Below are 15,233 nucleotides of genomic sequence, written 5' to 3' on the forward strand. Positions count from 1 at the left end.
ACAGTGGTGAAATCCTCTCTTTTATACCTGGCTATGTCAAGATAATAAACAGAGTAATTATTCAAGCGTGAGAGTATTATTCTTAACGGCCCTTTTCGCCGTCTCGCAAACGGGCGCTGGCTTCAGGAAAGGATGTTCCATGACCGTAAATACAGGCACCCCACAGTGCTTGCTATCGCGGCAATATCGCCAGTGGTGCTGTCGTGATGCGGTCTTCGCATGGACCGCACAATGAAGATACGGTGTTTTTGTATCGTACTTATTGTTTCTGGTGCGCTGTTTTCCGAAGTAAATAATAACCGGAGTCTCTTCGGTAACAATTTACTGGTGGTTAACAACCTTCAGAACAGCAGGTAAGCCCGAATGCCGCCCTTTGGGGCGGCATATTTTAGATTATCCGATTCTGTTTAAAGTCACGCAAAAAACCATCCCAGCGACGTTTATAGAATGGCGCAATATGTCCGGTAATAAAATAACCTGGCTTAGTAGTCCGAATTCAGACAAATATAAACAAAGCCCGCTTAATATTAAAAACACTAACTGGTAAAAGATATTACTTAAACGTGTAAATTCACTTTCTTTAAACAACAAAAAACCGCCAAAATCAGGCGGTTATTTGTTGCCGGTTTGGTTCGCGGCCTTTCCAGCAGGTTGTATTACCGTAGTAATGCAAGCGCGTCTCAGCGAAGACAATACTCGCCAGTAACTCTCTTTTTGTCAAGCAAAAGAGAGTTATTATTGTTCTGTTAGTGTATTATCCACTACGGCCCTTTCCGCCGTCTCGCAAGCGGGCGCTGGCTTCAGGAAAGGATGTTCCGCGACCGTTAGGGCAAGCGCGTCTCAGCGCTTGCTATCGCGGCAATATCGCCAGTGGTGCTGTCGTGATGCGGTCTTCGCATGGACCGCACAATGAAGATACGGTGCTTTTGTATCGTACTTATTGTTTCTGGTGCGCTGTTTTCCGAAGTAAATAATAACCGGAATCTCTCCGGTAACAATTTACTGGTGGTTAACAACCTTCAGAACAGCAGGTAAGCCCGAATGCCGCCCTTTGGGGCGGCATATTTTAGATTATCCGATTCTGTTTAAAGTCACGCAAAAAACCACCCCAGCGACGTTCATAGAATGGCGCAATATGTTCGGTAATAAAATGGCTAATTCCTTTTTCCCCTTTTTTCACCTGACAAATATCGATTGGTTCATCGCCAGGTAATGTATCGGTCGCTACACTTCCCGCTGCCTGAATAATTTCTTCGATATCGCCATCGGCTTCAATGCCAATAAGTAAATTAGGCTGTGCCTCTTTGCTCTCTTTAATTGAACAAATAAAAGCACGCTTCACTGGCTTAATGGTTTTAAATAAGGTGGTGAGTGAATCAATCATTTGTGCTGGCGGCTCTGCGACTTCCGATAATATCAGCGATTCACCGCCTTCCAGTACTTCCTGACTGCTCAGCGGATTCCCTTCTTCACCAATCAGCAAACTGATTTCACGCGGCATAAATTCTTTACCGGTTGGCAGTTTGGCGTTAAGGAAGAGCGTTTCGCCAAGGGTCATCTCAAACAATGTGCGAACGGGCATTACGACAAATGCCTGTTCGTCTTCAACCGCCTGTTGAAGTGCTTCTAACGAGGTGAAAAAAGGAATGACGCTGGTGCCGTCATCTTTTTCCCAGTGCTGTAAATCGAGCGCGCTATCTTCAACTACAGCCTCGCCCTGCGCCGCCGTACAAGGCACCCAGACAGTGGATTCCAGTAGAGTACGGAAAAAGGCCGGGCGGTGCGCCGGTTCGGTTGCTGCTTTTTCCAGCAGGTCTTCAAGTTCGTTTTTTGTTTCGGACATAAGAACCACAATTCATTCAACGTTCGGAGCGAAAATGCCTGATGCGCTACGCTTATCAGGCCTACAAGTGAGTCGCAATCTATTGAATTTTCGCAATTTTGTAGGCCAAATAAGACGTTTACGCCGTTAACAGATTGGCAATCGTGCGCACACCCAGCCCGGTCGCCCCCGCTGACCACTGTTCAACCGGCGCTTTACGGTAAGTCGCCGAACAGTCAATATGCAGCCAGCCTTGCTGATAGTTCTCAACAAAGTGCGACAGGAAGCCCGCCGCCGTACTTGCACCTGCCGGATAAGCAGCACTGCCCGTGTTGTTCAGTTCGGCAAAGTTAGACGGCAGCTGGTTGCGATGGAACTCCGCCAACGGCAGACGCCAGAACGGTTCGTTCTCCTGCGCGGCACTCGCCAGCAAGCGACCGGCAAGCGCATCGTCAAAACTGAACAGCGCGTGATAATCATTACCCAGCGCGGTTTTCGCCGCCCCGGTGAGGGTCGCCGCATCAATGATCAGTTCCGGTTTCTGCGCACTGGCATCAATCAGGCCATCGGCCAGCACCAGACGCCCTTCGGCATCAGTGTTCATCACTTCGACTTTTTTACCGTTGCGATAGGTGATGATATCGCCCAGTTTGAACGCGTTGCCGCTGATCAGGTTATCCGCACAGCAGAGGAACAACTTCACGCGCTTGTTCAGTCCGCGCGTAATGGCAAACGCCAGCGCCCCGGTAACCGTTGCCGCACCGCCCATATCAGACTTCATTGAGTCCATAAACGCGGTCTGTTTGATGCTGTAACCGCCGGAATCAAAGGTGATGCCTTTACCTACCAGGCACGCGTACACCGGCGCTTCTTTATCGCCAGTTGGGTTGTAATCCAGCGCCAGCAATACCGGAGAACGTTCTGAACCGCGTCCGACGGTGTGCAGCCCCATATAACCTTGCTCACGCAAATCTTCGCCTTTGGTGATCCGGTAAGTCACACGATCGCCTGCGACGTTGCTGATCAGATCAACAGCACGCTGTGCCAGTTGCGATGGCCCTAATTCTTCAGCAGGTGCATTGATGGTGTCACGCACCCAGTCGATGATCATCAGGCGGTTATCCAGTTCCTGACGCTGGGCATCGTCCAGATCCGGCCACTCCACTTTACGCGTCCCTTTCGGGGCTTTGTAACCTTGCCAGAATGCCCAACAGCGATCCGCATCCCAACCTTCACCGCTTAACTGAACATGCTTGATGCCCAAACCGTCAATCTTGCGCGCCGCACGCTGGATCAGCCCCAGATCGTCAGCCCCATTCAAATGCAGGGTAATGCCATCATTATTAATGCTGTAAGTCGCTTTTTCTCCCCAGCGCGCGTCGGCAGGTTGGGGAGAGAGGGTAATCTTCATCGCTTCTGTCACTTTAGTTATCCTTATTCGTTTAACAGCAAAACGGGCTACCCCCAGGCAGCCCGTTTATTCATTCGGCTTCGTCCAGCCAGACCAACAAAATCGCTTCGAGGATTTTCTCGTTGGATGCCTGCGGATCATCGTCGAAATCTTCCAGATCGCAAATCCACTGATGCATATCGGTGAATCGAACCGTTTTCGGATCAAGATCGGGATACGCATCGTACAGTGCTTCGCCAATTTCGCGGCTATCGGTCCACTTAAGTCCCATACTAACCTCTGTTAATGCTCACGCGCATGGTTGATAGTGTAACGCGGAATTTCGACCACTAAATCTTCGTCGGTAACGCGCGCCTGGCAGCTTAAACGGCTTTCCGGCTCCAACCCCCAGGCTTTGTCCAGCATGTCGTCTTCCTGCTCTGAGCTTTCCGGCAGCGAGTCAAAACCTTCACGAACGATGCAGTGGCAGGTGGTGCAAGCACAGGATTTTTCACAGGCGTGTTCAATCTCGATACCGTTACGCAGCGCAACGTCGAGAATGGTTTCACCGCTATTCGCTTCCAGAACAGCGCCATCAGGGCAGAGATCCTGATGAGGCAAAATAACAATCTTTGGCATATTAAACCTCGTCCACGGAATGGCCTTTCAGCGCACGACGAACCGACTGGTCCATGCGGCGAGCGGCGAAATCCTGGGTTTGTTTGTCTACGTTTTTAATCGCTTGTTCGATGGCGTCAACGTCATCGCCCTGCGCCACTTCACTCAGGTGAGCGGCAGCATCGTCAATGACCTGACGCTCTGCGGCGCTTAACAGCGCGGCATCAGCAGCCAGCGCGCCGTGCAGACTTTCCAGCACGCGCGCCGCCTCTACTTTTTGTTCAGCCAGCATACGGGCTTTTACGTCCTGCTCGGCATAGCTCATTGAGTCTTTGATCATCGAAGCAATTTCGCTGTCAGTTAGACCATAAGAAGGTTTGACCTGAATAGACGCCTCAACGCCGGTGGATTTCTCCATCGCCGTCACGCTCAAAAGACCGTCGGCATCGACCTGGAACGTTACGCGAATATGCGCGCCGCCAGCCGGTAACGCCGGAATACCACGCAGCGCAAAACGCGCCAGCGAGCGGCAGTCCTGCACCAGTTCACGCTCACCCTGCATTACATGGATAGACATTGCCGTCTGACCATCTTTAAAGGTGGTGAAATCCTGGGCGCGGGCCACCGGAATCGTGGTATTACGCGGGATCACTTTCTCCACCAGGCCGCCCATCGTTTCGAGGCCCAGCGACAACGGGATCACATCAAGCAGCAGCATTTCGCTGTCCGGCTTGTTACCCACCAGAATATCCGCCTGAATTGCTGCACCAATGGCGACGACTTTATCAGGATCGATGGAAGTCAGCGGCGGACGACCGAAAAATTCACCTACCCGTTCACGCACCAGTGGCACGCGGGTAGAACCGCCAACCATCACCACTTCCAGAACTTCATCAGCCTCAACGCCCGCGTCTTTCAGCGCGCGACGACAGGCCAGTAACGTCCGTTTAACCAGTGGCGCGATCAGTTCGTTGAATTGTTCACGGCTGATTTCGCCCTGCCAGCCCGCAACATTCACGGTCACAGAGTCCGCATCGCTCAGCGCGATTTTGGCCGCAATGGCGGCATCCAGCAGTTCACGCTGAACGCGATTATCACTACGGTCAGGAATGCCCGCCTGCTCGCGAATGTAATCCGCCAGCAGATGGTCGAAATCATCGCCGCCGAGCGCGGAATCACCGCCGGTCGCCAGCACTTCGAACACGCCACGACTTAAGCGCAGAATGGAAATATCAAACGTCCCGCCGCCGAGGTCATAAACGGCGATCACGCCTTCCTGACCGGAATCCAGCCCGTAAGCGATAGCCGCGGCGGTCGGTTCGTTAAGTAAGCGCAAGACGTGAAGGCCCGCCAGACGCGCGGCATCTTTGGTGCCCTGACGCTGGGCATCGTCAAAGTACGCCGGAACGGTGATAACTACACCATCCAGCTCGCCCGCCAGGGCTTCAGTTGCCCGCGCTGCCAGTGCTTTGAGGATGTCCGCAGAAACGCGCACCGGGTTCAGCAGTCCCGCCGCCGTTTCAATCATCGGCAGGCCGTTTTCACTGGCCTGGAATTGATAAGGCAGATGCGGATAGCGTTGCTGGATATCAGCCAGCGAGCGCCCCATCAGGCGTTTAACAGAACTAATGGTGTTGGAGGTGTCGAGCGCTGCGTTAGTACGCGCGTCATAACCCACCGAATGCCCTTGCTGTTGATAGTGAACAACAGACGGCAGCAGGTGACGGCCTTCATGGTCGGCTAACGTTTCGGCCTGACCGCTGCGCACTGTTGCCACCAGCGAGTTGGTTGTGCCCAGGTCAATACCGGCCGCCAGACGACGCTGATGCGGCGCAGCACTCAAACCAGGTTCACTAATTTGTAATAAGGCCATGTTTAGCTTCCAGAAATTAAAAATCGAGCAGTTTTTCTTCGAGTTGTTCGGCACTGCTTCGCAGTTTATCGAGAAAACGCAGCTTACGCACGGTATCCGCCGCCGCGTCCCACGTCTCGTTGTCTAACTGTTCAACCATCAACTGATGGCGGGTATCAAACATCTTTTTCACACGTTTGATAAAGCTTTCCAGCCGCGCTTCATCTTTCGCCTGTTCGATCTCGTCCAGTTCTTCGCGCAGTTCCAGCTGTTCCATCAGGAACGCGGTGTCGCGCACAGTATGCTGCTCGCTGGCGAGATCAAAACCGTGCAAAGAAAGCAAATATTCCGCGCGCATTAACGGATGACGCAGCGTTTGCCAGGCCTGGTTAATGGTCGCGGATTGCTGTACGGCGGCGAGTTGTTCCGCCTGGCTTCCGCTGGCGAATTTATCAGGATGATACTGACGTTGTAGATCCTGAAAACGCAGGCTCAGCGCCTGAGTATCGAGTTGATAACGGGCAGGCAAGCCAAAGAGGGTGAAGTAATCCATAACATTCTCAGGGCTGCGATCCGCCGCGATAACGGCGAATCAGGTAAAACAAACCCCACGCGCAGGCGACCACGGTGGGGTTATCGGTATGCGCATCAAACGTGGAAGCTTTCGCCGCAACCACACTCATCTTTAACGTTCGGGTTGGTGAATTTAAACCCTTCGTTCAGACCTTCTTTTACGAAGTCCAGCTGCGTACCGTCCAGAAATTGCAGGCTTTTGCCATCGACCACGACTTTCACGCCTTTGTCTTCAAACACGATGTCTTCCGGCGTCGGTTCGTCAACAAATTCCAGTACATAAGCCATACCTGAACATCCAGAGGTTCTCACGCCCAGACGCAGGCCAAACCCTTTGCCGCGGTTAGCCAGAAAGGTATTTACTCGCGCTGCTGCACTGTCGCTCAGTGTAATCGACATAACCAAACCTCAACTCTTATTTTGCTTCACGTTTGCTTTTATAGTCCGCAATGGCGGCTTTGATCGCGTCTTCTGCCAGAATAGAACAGTGAATTTTCACCGGCGGCAGTTCAAGTTCTTCAGCAATATCGGTGTTTTTGATCGCCTGTGCTTCGTCGAGAGACTTCCCTTTCACCCATTCGGTGACCAGGGAGCTGGAAGCGATAGCGGAACCGCAGCCGTAAGTTTTAAAACGCGCGTCTTCAATGATACCTTCATCGTTGACTTTAATCTGCAACTTCATCACGTCGCCACAGGCCGGTGCACCCACCATGCCGCTGCCGACGTTCTCGTCGTTGTTGTCAAAGGAACCCACGTTACGCGGATTCTCGTAATGGTCGATAACTTTTTCGCTGTAAGCCATTATAAATTCTCCTGATTCCGATACCGATTAATGATGAGCCCATTCGATGCTGTTCAGATCCACGCCCTGCTTGTACATTTCCCACAGCGGAGAAAGGTCACGCAGACGACCGATAGATTTACGAACTAACTCGATGGTGTAGTCGATCTCTTCTTCAGTAGTAAAACGACCTAAAGAGAAACGGATAGAGCTATGTGCCAGCTCGTCGTTCAGCCCCAGCGCGCGCAGCACGTAGGACGGTTCGAGGCTTGCTGACGTACAGGCGGAACCTGAAGAAACAGCAAGGTCTTTCAGCGCCATAATCAGCGACTCACCTTCAACGTAGTTGAAGCTGACGTTGAGAATGTTCGGCGCACCGTGTTCCAGGTCACCGTTCAGGTAAACTTCTTCGATATCTTTGATGCCGTTCCACAGACGGTTACGCAGGCCGCGCAGACGTTCCATCTCGGTCGCCATCTCTTCTTTTGCGATGCGATAGGCTTCGCCCATACCGACGATCTGGTGAACAGGCAGAGTGCCGGAACGCATACCGCGTTCGTGACCGCCACCGTGCATTTGCGCTTCGATGCGTACGCGCGGTTTACGACGCACATACAGCGCACCGATACCTTTCGGACCGTAGATTTTGTGGCCGGAGAAAGACATCAGGTCAACTTTCAACTGGCTCAGATCGATAGGCAGTTTTCCCACGCTCTGGGTTGCATCAACGTGATAGATAATGCCACGAGCACGGCACATTTCGCCGATAGCCGCGATATCCTGCACCACGCCGATTTCGTTATTCACGTGCATGATAGAAACGAGGATGGTGTCGTCACGCATCGCCGCTTCGAGTTCTTTCAGGTCGATAATGCCGTTACGCTGCGGTGCCAGATAGGTGACTTCGAAACCTTCGCGCTCCAGCTGACGGCAGGTATCCAGTACCGCTTTGTGTTCGGTTTTGCTGGTGATGATGTGCTTGCCTTTTTTCTGATAAAAGTTGGCCGCACCTTTGATCGCCAGGTTGTCAGATTCGGTTGCACCAGAGGTAAAGACGATTTCACGCGGGTCAGCGCCGACCAGATCGGCAATCTGATTACGGGCGATATCTACCGCTTCTTCAGCCTGCCAGCCGAAACGGTGAGAACGGGAGGCCGGGTTACCAAAGGTTCCGTCCATCGTCATAAACTGCATCATTTTCTCGGCAACACGCGGGTCCACCGGCGTGGTTGCGGAGTAGTCGAGATAAATCGGTAATTTCATTGCTCTATAAACTCCGTACATCACTCAATGCAAGGAATCAGGCTACCGGCTGGATGTACGACCGTGTTTACGGAGCGCGATACGCCCCGGCCTGATTCTGAATTCTTTTTATTAAGCGCGTAACTTAACGTCGATCGCGTCTTGTGTGCGGGTGCGTGGCGCGTCGTGAGTATGCTGACGACCAGACACATCCAACACTTCCTGGTTATTAACCAGTTCGCCTAAAGTAATGTTGTTGAGAAAACCGGTGAGACGGTCGCTCAAATCACGCCACAGCGCGTGGGTCAGGCATTTATCCCCGCCCTGGCAACCGCCTTTACCCTGACAACGGGTGGCATCTACAGATTCGTCAACGGCGCTAATCACTTCACCAACGGCGATGCTGCTGGCATCTTTGCCTAACAGATAACCACCGCCTGGTCCGCGTACGCTGGAAACCAGACCATTTTTACGCAGACGGGAAAAAAGTTGTTCCAGATAAGAAAGGGAAATTCCCTGTCGTTCGGAAATATCAGCCAACGGTACCGGGCCTGCTTCGGAGTTGAGCGCAACGTCAAGCATTGCGGTCACGGCATAGCGCCCTTTAGATGTCAGTCTCATGTCTTACTTCACCTCAAACTCGCCCCTGCCCGGGGTTTTTATTGTAAAAGTGGGGGTATTGCATAGCAGGGTCAAGTCTGACATTCCCGAGTAATTTGGTCAACTATTTACTTGACTGATTTAGTCAGGTATTTAACCTTCAGTGCCATTTTTTATCGTGCCGTTTGTACCTGTTGTCGGATGCGTCGTGAACGCCTTATCCGACCTGGGATTGCGTGCACTTCCAGGCCTGATAAGACGCGTTAAGCGTCGCATCAGGCAATCACTGTTATTCGGTCTTATTACCTTTATTCTGCTGTTCAATAGAAGCCAGAATCCCGCGCAGGATATTCAATTCCTGGCTTTCCGGGCGCGCACGGGTAAACAGACGACGCAGTTTATTCATCACCTGACCCGGATGGTTTTCACGGATAAAACCGGTTGCCAGCAACGTTTGTTCGAGATGACCATAAAAACGCTCCAGATCATCGACCAACGGATACGGCGTCTCTTCATGCTCAACCTGCTCGCCGTTTTCCTGAGTTGCCAGCCAGGCCATACGCACTTCATAGGCAATAACCTGAACCGCCATCGCCAGGTTCAGCGAGCTGTATTCCGGGTTAGCGGCAATCGCGACATGATAATGGCACTTCTGCAACTCTTCATTGGTCAGGCCGACACGTTCGCGACCAAAAACCAGCGCCACCGGGGTATTTGCCGCTTCAGCGACGCTTTTCAGACCGCATTCGCGCGGGTCGAGCATCGGCCACGGCAACGTGCGCGAACGTGCACTGGTGCCAACCACCAGGCTACAACCGGCTAACGCTTCGTCGAGCGTATCGACGATGTGAGCATTACCAATCACATCGCTGGCGCCTGCCGCCAGGGCAATCGCCTGGGAGTCGGGTTTCACCAGTGGATTAACCAGCCACAGATTAGTTAATCCCATTGTTTTCATGGCACGGGCAACAGAACCCATATTGCCGGTGTGTGACGTCTCCACCAGCACAATTCGAATATTTTGCAGCATTGTCTTTCTTCGTCTAAAGATTATTCGCGCATCTTAACATAAAACGAAGACAGATGCCGATCTCGCTGCTATACTCTGCGCCGTTTTCCCGTTCTTTAACATCCAGTGAGAGAAACCGATGCATCCGATGCTGAACATCGCCGTGCGCGCAGCGCGCAAGGCGGGTAATTTAATTGCCAAAAACTATGAAACCCCGGACGCTGTAGAGGCGAGCCAGAAAGGCAGTAACGATTTCGTGACCAACGTAGATAAAGCTGCCGAAGCGGTGATTATCGACACGATTCGTAAATCTTACCCACAGCACACCATCATCACCGAAGAAAGTGGTGAACTTGAAGGTACTGATCAGGATGTTCAATGGGTTATCGATCCACTGGATGGCACTACCAACTTTATCAAACGTCTGCCGCACTTCGCGGTATCTATCGCTGTTCGTATCAAAGGCCGCACCGAAGTTGCTGTGGTTTACGATCCTATGCGTAACGAACTGTTCACCGCGACTCGCGGTCAGGGCGCACAGCTGAACGGCTACCGTCTGCGCGGCAGCACCGCTCGCGATCTCGACGGTACTATTCTGGCGACCGGCTTCCCGTTCAAAGCAAAACAGTACGCCACCACCTACATCAACATCGTTGGCAAACTGTTCAACGAATGTGCAGACTTCCGTCGTACCGGTTCCGCGGCGCTGGATCTGGCTTACGTCGCTGCGGGTCGTGTTGACGGCTTCTTTGAAATCGGTCTGCGTCCGTGGGACTTCGCGGCAGGCGAGTTGCTGGTTCGTGAAGCGGGCGGTATCGTCAGCGACTTCATCGGTGGCCATAACTACATGCTGACCGGTAACATCGTTGCCGGTAACCCGCGCGTTGTTAAAGCCATGCTGGCGAACATGCGTGACGAGTTAAGCGACGCACTGAAGCGTTAATTTCTCTGGCGGGTGACGTTCCTCACCCGCCCTTGCCTTTCAGGCGCTATTCCGAAATACTTTCGCACCACTTTACTTTCCTGCGCCACTCTCCCACCATCCTTTCCCGATTAATGGATTACAAAGCAAGTCGTAAGGAAAGGTCATGGTTCTGCCAGCGAACAAACGCGTTCTCAAGATTCTGTTTATTCTTTTTATTTCTGCTTTCTGCGTTTATTTAGTGCCGCGCATCGCCATCAACTTCTTTTATTATCCCGACGACAAAATTTACGGTCCTGATCCATGGTCTGCTGAATCTGTTGAATTTACTGCTAAAGATGGCACACGGCTACAAGGCTGGTTTATCCCCTCTTCCACTGGTCCCGCCGAAAACGCTATTGCTACCGTAATTCATGCTCATGGCAATGCCGGGAATATGTCCGCCCACTGGCCGCTGGTCAGTTGGTTACCAGAACATAATTTCAATGTTTTTATGTTTGATTATCGCGGGTTTGGTAAATCTAAAGGTACTCCATCACAAGCCGGATTACTGGACGATACGCAAAGTGCCATCAACGTGGTGCGCCATCGTAGCGATGTAAACCCCAAGCGGCTGGTGCTGTTCGGGCAGAGTATTGGCGGGGCGAATATTCTTGACGTTATTGGGTTAGGAGATCGCGAGGGCATACGTGCGGTGATCCTCGACTCCACATTTGCCTCTTATTCGACCATCGCTAACCAGATGATACCCGGCAGTGGCTACTTACTTGATGAGAGTTACAGCGGCGAAAATTACATCGCCAGCGTCAGCCCGATCCCGCTTTTACTGATTCACGGCAAAGCTGATCATGTTATTCCATGGCAGCATAGCGAGAAATTATTTGCCCTGGCGAAAGAGCCAAAACGCCTGATTTTGATCCCCGATGGCGAACATCTTGATGCCTTTTCCGATCGTCACGGAGACGTTTATCGCGAGCAAATGGTGGACTTTATCCTTAGCGCATTGAATCCACAGAATTAACCTTATGGTCGAAACCAGATAAAACAGCAAGAAATCACCTTAAGGGATGGCATTAAACTGCCAGAAAGTGTTTATATCGATAAAAATTCTGTGATGTTTGTCATCATTTCTGATTAATAGCATTCCATTCACCGTATCCCTAAGCAAACTTTAGCTATTCTTATAAATTATGCTTATGGGAGATCTACAGATGATACCTACACTTGCCCCACCATCTGTACTTTCAGCTCCCCAGCGCCGTTGCCAGGTATTGCTGACGCTGTTCCAGCCGGGGTTGAGCGCCACCACGGCAACTTTCAGCGAGATTAATGGTGTGAATGATGAAATGGTGGGTCGCGATATCAGCGAAACAGGACGGGAGATCCAGCGCTATCATCAACTCACCATTACAACTGGATATGACGGGAGCTACCGGATTGAAGGTACAATACTTAATCAACGCTTATGTTTATTTCATTGGCTACGACGCGCTTTTCGCCTTTGTCCGTCATTTATCAGCAGCCATTTTACGCCCGCGTTAAAGGGGGAGCTAAAGCGTCGGGGGATTGCTCGTAATTTTTATGACGACACCAATCTACTGGCGTTAGTTAATCTCTGCTCGCGAAGGCTGCAAAAACGCTTTGACGCGCGTGATGTTCATTTCCTGTGTTTGTATCTGCAATATTGCTTATTGCAACACCATGCCGGAATCTCGCCCCTGTTTAACCCGCTGCAACGCCACTGGTTGGAATCTTGCATTGAATTTCAGGTTGCACAGGAAATTGGCCGCCACTGGCAACGGCGGGCGCGTCAACCTGTTCCCCCAGCTGAACCGCTATTTATGGCATTACTTTTTTCCATGTTGCGGGTTCCCGATCCACTGCGAGACACCCATCAGCATGGCAAACAGTTGCGCCAGTCAATTAACCGTCTGGTACAGCATTTTCGGCAGTTGAGTAACGTCCGTTTCTATGATGAACAGGGGTTGTGCTATCAGCTTTATACTCACCTGGCCCAGGCGTTAAACCGCTGTTTGTTTTCTATTGGCATTGATAACACTTTACCGGAAGAGTTCCGTCGACTTTATCCACGACTCGTGCACACCACCCGTGAAGCGCTGGTCGGGTTTGAAAATGAGTACAATGTCAGTCTTTCCGATGAAGAAAGTTGTCTGGTGGCAGTGATTTTCGGTGCATGGCTGATGCAGGCAAATGAAATTCACGAAAAGCAGATTATTTTGCTGACGGGCAATGACAGCGAACGAGAAGCGAATATTGAGCTGCAATTGCGTGAGCTAACGATACTGCCGCTCAATATTAAACACATGTCTGTGAAGACATTTTTGCAGATTGGCGCGCCGCGCAATGCCGCACTTATTATTGCGCCTTATACCATGCCGCTACCGCTTTTTTCACCACCGCTGATTTATACGGATCTGACCCTGACGGCACATCAACAGGAACAGATCCGCAAAATATTTGAATCAGCATGAGGGAACGACTTTCGGGCGCAAAAACATTGCCGGAAACGCCACCAATGCCATCACCCAGAACACGCCATGCCCCAGATATTGATACAGAAAACCGGCGAAGACGGTCATGATGGCGATACTGCCGCCCATCGCGACGGCAGAATAAACTGCCTGCAAGCGGATAACCTCACTTCCCTGACGAGCGGCAATGTAGCGCATAGCGGCCAGATGGCACACGGTAAAGGTGCCGCAATGCAGAACTTGCACCATAATCAACCACGGCAACTCAGTGGTTGCCCCCATAATGCCCCAACGTACTACCCCGCATACCGCCGAGATCAGCAACATATCACGGGCGCTACAACGGCGGAAAAGCTTATTACTCAGCGCAAAGATAATGACTTCCGCCACCACGCCCAGCGACCACAAATAGCCCACCGCCGAGGCCGAGTAGCCAGCTGCCTGCCAGTAAATGGCGCTAAAACCGTAATAGGCCGCATGCGCCCCCTGCAATAAACAAACGCAGGCCAGAAAACGCCAGTTCTGGCGGACCAGCGCCAACCACGCTGGCCACCCCGTGCTCTCCTGTTGACGGCTGGCCCCTTGTGGCTGAATCGTCGGACGGATAAGAAAGCCGAGCAGCATGGATGCCACGCCCAACGTCAGCAATGCCAGAATAACCCGATAATCGAATACGCTGACCAGTTTCCCCGTTAGCGCCGAGCCAATGACAAACGCCACCGAGCCCCAAAGTCGCACTTTGCCATAATCAAGCGGGAACTGCTTTTGCCAGGTATTCGCCAGCGCATCGGTCAACGGCACCAGCGGTGAGAAAAAGAGGTTAAAACCAACCATCACCACCATCAACCACGCCACATGCGCACCCGCCCAGAAGGCGATGGCAAAGAGTAGCGTCAGCAACGCCAGCACACGCAGCGCAGAAATCAGGCGAGAAGGATCGCTGACGCGAGGCGAAATTATCAAACTACCGAGAAAACGGGCAACCAGCCCGGCCCCCAACAACAGGCCGATGGTTTCTGGCGTTAAGCCAATCCCCTTAAGCCAGACGCTCCAGAAAGGTAGAAAAATACCGTAGCTAAAAAAGTATGTGAAATAACCGAGCGCCAACCAGCGCGTGGATTGCAAAACCATGAGTCCCTCCCGTCAGGAGGCGTTAGTCTGGAGTTAATCGAATGTTGGTGCAAGTTGAAAAATAAGAAAATTCGAGTCTGCTTCCAGTACACAGAGCTGGAAAAAATATCGTTAATACCGCTAACAAAATGTCACCTAAAGAAAATGTGCTGGATATTGACCTGGATAATTACCAAATTTCTCATCCGCTGGGGCGTGGCGAGGTGCAAGAGTGTGTATTACGTTTAAATCACATTATCTTGCAAAGGGATTGGTTATGAACTCACTACGTTATTTTGATTTTGGTGCTGCCCGCCCCGTTTTGTTATTAATTGCCCGTATCGCCGTCATCTTAATTTTCATTATTTTTGGTTTTCCCAAAATGATGGGCTTTGACGGAACGGTACAGTATATGGCCTCGCTGGGCGCACCGATGCCGATGCTGGCGGCAGTTATTGCGGTGATTATGGAAGTACCCGCCGCGATATTAATCATACTTGGCTTTTTCACCCGTCCGCTGGCGGTGCTGTTTATTTTCTACACGCTGGGAACTGCGGTGATTGGTCATCATTACTGGGATATGACTGGCGATGCGGTTGGGCCAAATATGATTAATTTCTGGAAGAATATCAGCATTGCTGGCGCATTCCTGCTGCTGGCAATTACCGGGCCGGGGGCAATTTCTCTCGATCGGCGTTAGGAAAGATGCCGGATGCGGCGTGAACGCCTTATCCGGCCGACCGCTCCAACACCAATTGTAGGCCTGATAAGACGCGGCAAGCGTCGCATCAGGCATAGTGCGCCGAGTGCTACAAAATCGAA

18 protein-coding genes and 1 pseudogene are annotated in these 15,233 nt (G+C 51.7%); 6 read left to right on the top strand and 13 right to left on the bottom strand.

Features of this window, described 5'->3' with window-relative positions:
• Window positions 1–231 precede the first annotated feature (231 nt).
• Window positions 232–357 carry a small toxic inner membrane protein TimP gene (gene timP / locus FEK46_RS23910; protein ID WP_252152855.1) on the top strand — a complete coding sequence of 42 codons (126 nt, stop codon included), beginning with the start codon at window positions 232–234 and terminating at the stop codon, window positions 355–357.
• 31 nt (window positions 358–388) lie between these two features.
• Here the strand turns inward: timP (FEK46_RS23910) and FEK46_RS23390 are convergent.
• Window positions 389–475: pseudogene (locus FEK46_RS23390) on the bottom strand (enhanced serine sensitivity protein SseB); the annotation flags it as partial.
• A gap of 434 nt (window positions 476–909) precedes the next feature.
• On the opposite strand from FEK46_RS23390, the gene timP (FEK46_RS23915) reads away from it, so the two are divergent.
• Entirely contained in the window at window positions 910–1,035 is a 126-nt protein-coding gene (timP, locus tag FEK46_RS23915) for a small toxic inner membrane protein TimP (RefSeq protein WP_252152854.1), read from the top strand.
• A 31-nt stretch (window positions 1,036–1,066) separates the two neighbouring features.
• On the opposite strand, the gene sseB is transcribed toward timP (FEK46_RS23915), so the two are convergent.
• The 11 genes from sseB to trmJ form a co-directional block, all read right to left on the bottom strand.
• Window positions 1,067–1,843 (bottom strand): enhanced serine sensitivity protein SseB, encoded by a 777-nt coding sequence (sseB, locus tag FEK46_RS08845; RefSeq protein WP_135559326.1) that lies wholly within the window; start codon window positions 1,841–1,843, stop codon window positions 1,067–1,069.
• Between the two features lie 118 nt (window positions 1,844–1,961).
• Entirely contained in the window at window positions 1,962–3,245 is a 1,284-nt protein-coding gene (gene pepB / locus FEK46_RS08850; protein WP_130260403.1) for an aminopeptidase PepB, read from the bottom strand.
• 58 nt (window positions 3,246–3,303) lie between these two features.
• On the bottom strand, window positions 3,304–3,504 hold the full coding sequence (iscX, locus tag FEK46_RS08855) for a Fe-S cluster assembly protein IscX (protein WP_000523616.1): 201 nt from the start codon (window positions 3,502–3,504) through the stop codon (window positions 3,304–3,306).
• 11 nt (window positions 3,505–3,515) lie between these two features.
• Complete coding sequence (gene fdx, locus FEK46_RS08860) at window positions 3,516–3,851, bottom strand: ISC system 2Fe-2S type ferredoxin (RefSeq protein ID WP_001124471.1); 336 nt, start codon at window positions 3,849–3,851, stop codon at window positions 3,516–3,518.
• 1 nt (window position 3,852) lies between these two features.
• Complete coding sequence (hscA, locus tag FEK46_RS08865; RefSeq protein ID WP_097467019.1) at window positions 3,853–5,703, bottom strand: Fe-S protein assembly chaperone HscA; 1,851 nt, start codon at window positions 5,701–5,703, stop codon at window positions 3,853–3,855.
• Window positions 5,704–5,719: 16 nt separating this feature from the next.
• Window positions 5,720–6,235: a co-chaperone HscB gene (gene hscB, locus FEK46_RS08870; RefSeq protein ID WP_000384413.1), complete on the bottom strand. Its 516-nt coding sequence runs from the start codon at window positions 6,233–6,235 to the stop codon at window positions 5,720–5,722.
• 95 nt (window positions 6,236–6,330) lie between these two features.
• Window positions 6,331–6,654: an iron-sulfur cluster assembly protein IscA gene (gene iscA, locus FEK46_RS08875; RefSeq protein WP_000028953.1), complete on the bottom strand. Its 324-nt coding sequence runs from the start codon at window positions 6,652–6,654 to the stop codon at window positions 6,331–6,333.
• 16 nt (window positions 6,655–6,670) lie between these two features.
• Window positions 6,671–7,057 (bottom strand): Fe-S cluster assembly scaffold IscU, encoded by a 387-nt coding sequence (gene iscU, locus FEK46_RS08880; protein WP_000331707.1) that lies wholly within the window; start codon window positions 7,055–7,057, stop codon window positions 6,671–6,673.
• 27 nt (window positions 7,058–7,084) lie between these two features.
• Complete coding sequence (iscS, locus tag FEK46_RS08885) at window positions 7,085–8,299, bottom strand: cysteine desulfurase (RefSeq protein ID WP_001295373.1); 1,215 nt, start codon at window positions 8,297–8,299, stop codon at window positions 7,085–7,087.
• Window positions 8,300–8,410: 111 nt separating this feature from the next.
• Window positions 8,411–8,899, bottom strand: coding sequence for a Fe-S cluster assembly transcriptional regulator IscR (gene iscR / locus FEK46_RS08890; protein WP_001241357.1), 489 nt, complete (start codon window positions 8,897–8,899; stop codon window positions 8,411–8,413).
• 268 nt (window positions 8,900–9,167) lie between these two features.
• Window positions 9,168–9,908 carry a tRNA (cytosine(32)/uridine(32)-2'-O)-methyltransferase TrmJ gene (trmJ, locus tag FEK46_RS08895; protein WP_000940020.1) on the bottom strand — a complete coding sequence of 247 codons (741 nt, stop codon included), beginning with the start codon at window positions 9,906–9,908 and terminating at the stop codon, window positions 9,168–9,170.
• Window positions 9,909–10,026: 118 nt separating this feature from the next.
• Here trmJ and suhB point away from each other — a divergent pair, with 118 nt between their 5' ends.
• The 3 genes from suhB to csiE all read left to right on the top strand — a co-directional run bounded on the left by suhB (window position 10,027) and on the right by csiE (window position 13,301).
• On the top strand, window positions 10,027–10,830 hold the full coding sequence (suhB, locus tag FEK46_RS08900) for an inositol-1-monophosphatase (protein WP_130260405.1): 804 nt from the start codon (window positions 10,027–10,029) through the stop codon (window positions 10,828–10,830).
• A gap of 145 nt (window positions 10,831–10,975) precedes the next feature.
• Window positions 10,976–11,830: an alpha/beta hydrolase gene (locus FEK46_RS08905; RefSeq protein ID WP_135407556.1), complete on the top strand. Its 855-nt coding sequence runs from the start codon at window positions 10,976–10,978 to the stop codon at window positions 11,828–11,830.
• 190 nt (window positions 11,831–12,020) lie between these two features.
• Complete coding sequence (gene csiE / locus FEK46_RS08910) at window positions 12,021–13,301, top strand: stationary phase inducible protein CsiE (protein WP_135559325.1); 1,281 nt, start codon at window positions 12,021–12,023, stop codon at window positions 13,299–13,301.
• Here csiE and FEK46_RS08915 read toward each other — a convergent pair.
• Window positions 13,293–14,432 carry a 3-phenylpropionate MFS transporter gene (locus FEK46_RS08915; protein WP_135559324.1) on the bottom strand — a complete coding sequence of 380 codons (1,140 nt, stop codon included), beginning with the start codon at window positions 14,430–14,432 and terminating at the stop codon, window positions 13,293–13,295. The two genes, csiE and FEK46_RS08915, sit on opposite strands and share 9 nt — an antisense overlap.
• A 256-nt stretch (window positions 14,433–14,688) precedes the next feature.
• On the opposite strand from FEK46_RS08915, the gene FEK46_RS08920 reads away from it, so the two are divergent.
• Complete coding sequence (locus tag FEK46_RS08920; protein ID WP_001087245.1) at window positions 14,689–15,111, top strand: DoxX family protein; 423 nt, start codon at window positions 14,689–14,691, stop codon at window positions 15,109–15,111.
• Window positions 15,112–15,233: the final 122 nt, after the last annotated feature.

Origin of the sequence: Escherichia sp. E4736 (assembly GCF_005781225.1) — a bacterium.
GTDB lineage: Bacteria > Pseudomonadota > Gammaproteobacteria > Enterobacterales > Enterobacteriaceae > Escherichia.

Coding starts and splice junctions, on each gene's coding strand:
- csiE (WP_135559325.1), top strand. CDS start 12,021: ATGATACCTACACTTGCCCCACCATCTGTACTTTCAGCTCCCCAGCGC.
- suhB (WP_130260405.1), top strand. CDS start 10,027: ATGCATCCGATGCTGAACATCGCCGTGCGCGCAGCGCGCAAGGCGGGT.
- fdx (WP_001124471.1), bottom strand. CDS start 3,851: ATGCCAAAGATTGTTATTTTGCCTCATCAGGATCTCTGCCCTGATGGC.
- iscA (WP_000028953.1), bottom strand. CDS start 6,654: ATGTCGATTACACTGAGCGACAGTGCAGCAGCGCGAGTAAATACCTTT.
- trmJ (WP_000940020.1), bottom strand. CDS start 9,908: ATGCTGCAAAATATTCGAATTGTGCTGGTGGAGACGTCACACACCGGC.
- iscU (WP_000331707.1), bottom strand. CDS start 7,057: ATGGCTTACAGCGAAAAAGTTATCGACCATTACGAGAATCCGCGTAAC.
- FEK46_RS08920 (WP_001087245.1), top strand. CDS start 14,689: ATGAACTCACTACGTTATTTTGATTTTGGTGCTGCCCGCCCCGTTTTG.
- hscA (WP_097467019.1), bottom strand. CDS start 5,703: ATGGCCTTATTACAAATTAGTGAACCTGGTTTGAGTGCTGCGCCGCAT.
- FEK46_RS08915 (WP_135559324.1), bottom strand. CDS start 14,432: ATGGTTTTGCAATCCACGCGCTGGTTGGCGCTCGGTTATTTCACATAC.
- sseB (WP_135559326.1), bottom strand. CDS start 1,843: ATGTCCGAAACAAAAAACGAACTTGAAGACCTGCTGGAAAAAGCAGCA.
- iscX (WP_000523616.1), bottom strand. CDS start 3,504: ATGGGACTTAAGTGGACCGATAGCCGCGAAATTGGCGAAGCACTGTAC.
- FEK46_RS08905 (WP_135407556.1), top strand. CDS start 10,976: ATGGTTCTGCCAGCGAACAAACGCGTTCTCAAGATTCTGTTTATTCTT.
- timP (WP_252152855.1), top strand. CDS start 232: ATGAAGATACGGTGTTTTTGTATCGTACTTATTGTTTCTGGTGCGCTG.
- iscR (WP_001241357.1), bottom strand. CDS start 8,899: ATGAGACTGACATCTAAAGGGCGCTATGCCGTGACCGCAATGCTTGAC.
- hscB (WP_000384413.1), bottom strand. CDS start 6,235: ATGGATTACTTCACCCTCTTTGGCTTGCCTGCCCGTTATCAACTCGAT.
- timP (WP_252152854.1), top strand. CDS start 910: ATGAAGATACGGTGCTTTTGTATCGTACTTATTGTTTCTGGTGCGCTG.
- iscS (WP_001295373.1), bottom strand. CDS start 8,299: ATGAAATTACCGATTTATCTCGACTACTCCGCAACCACGCCGGTGGAC.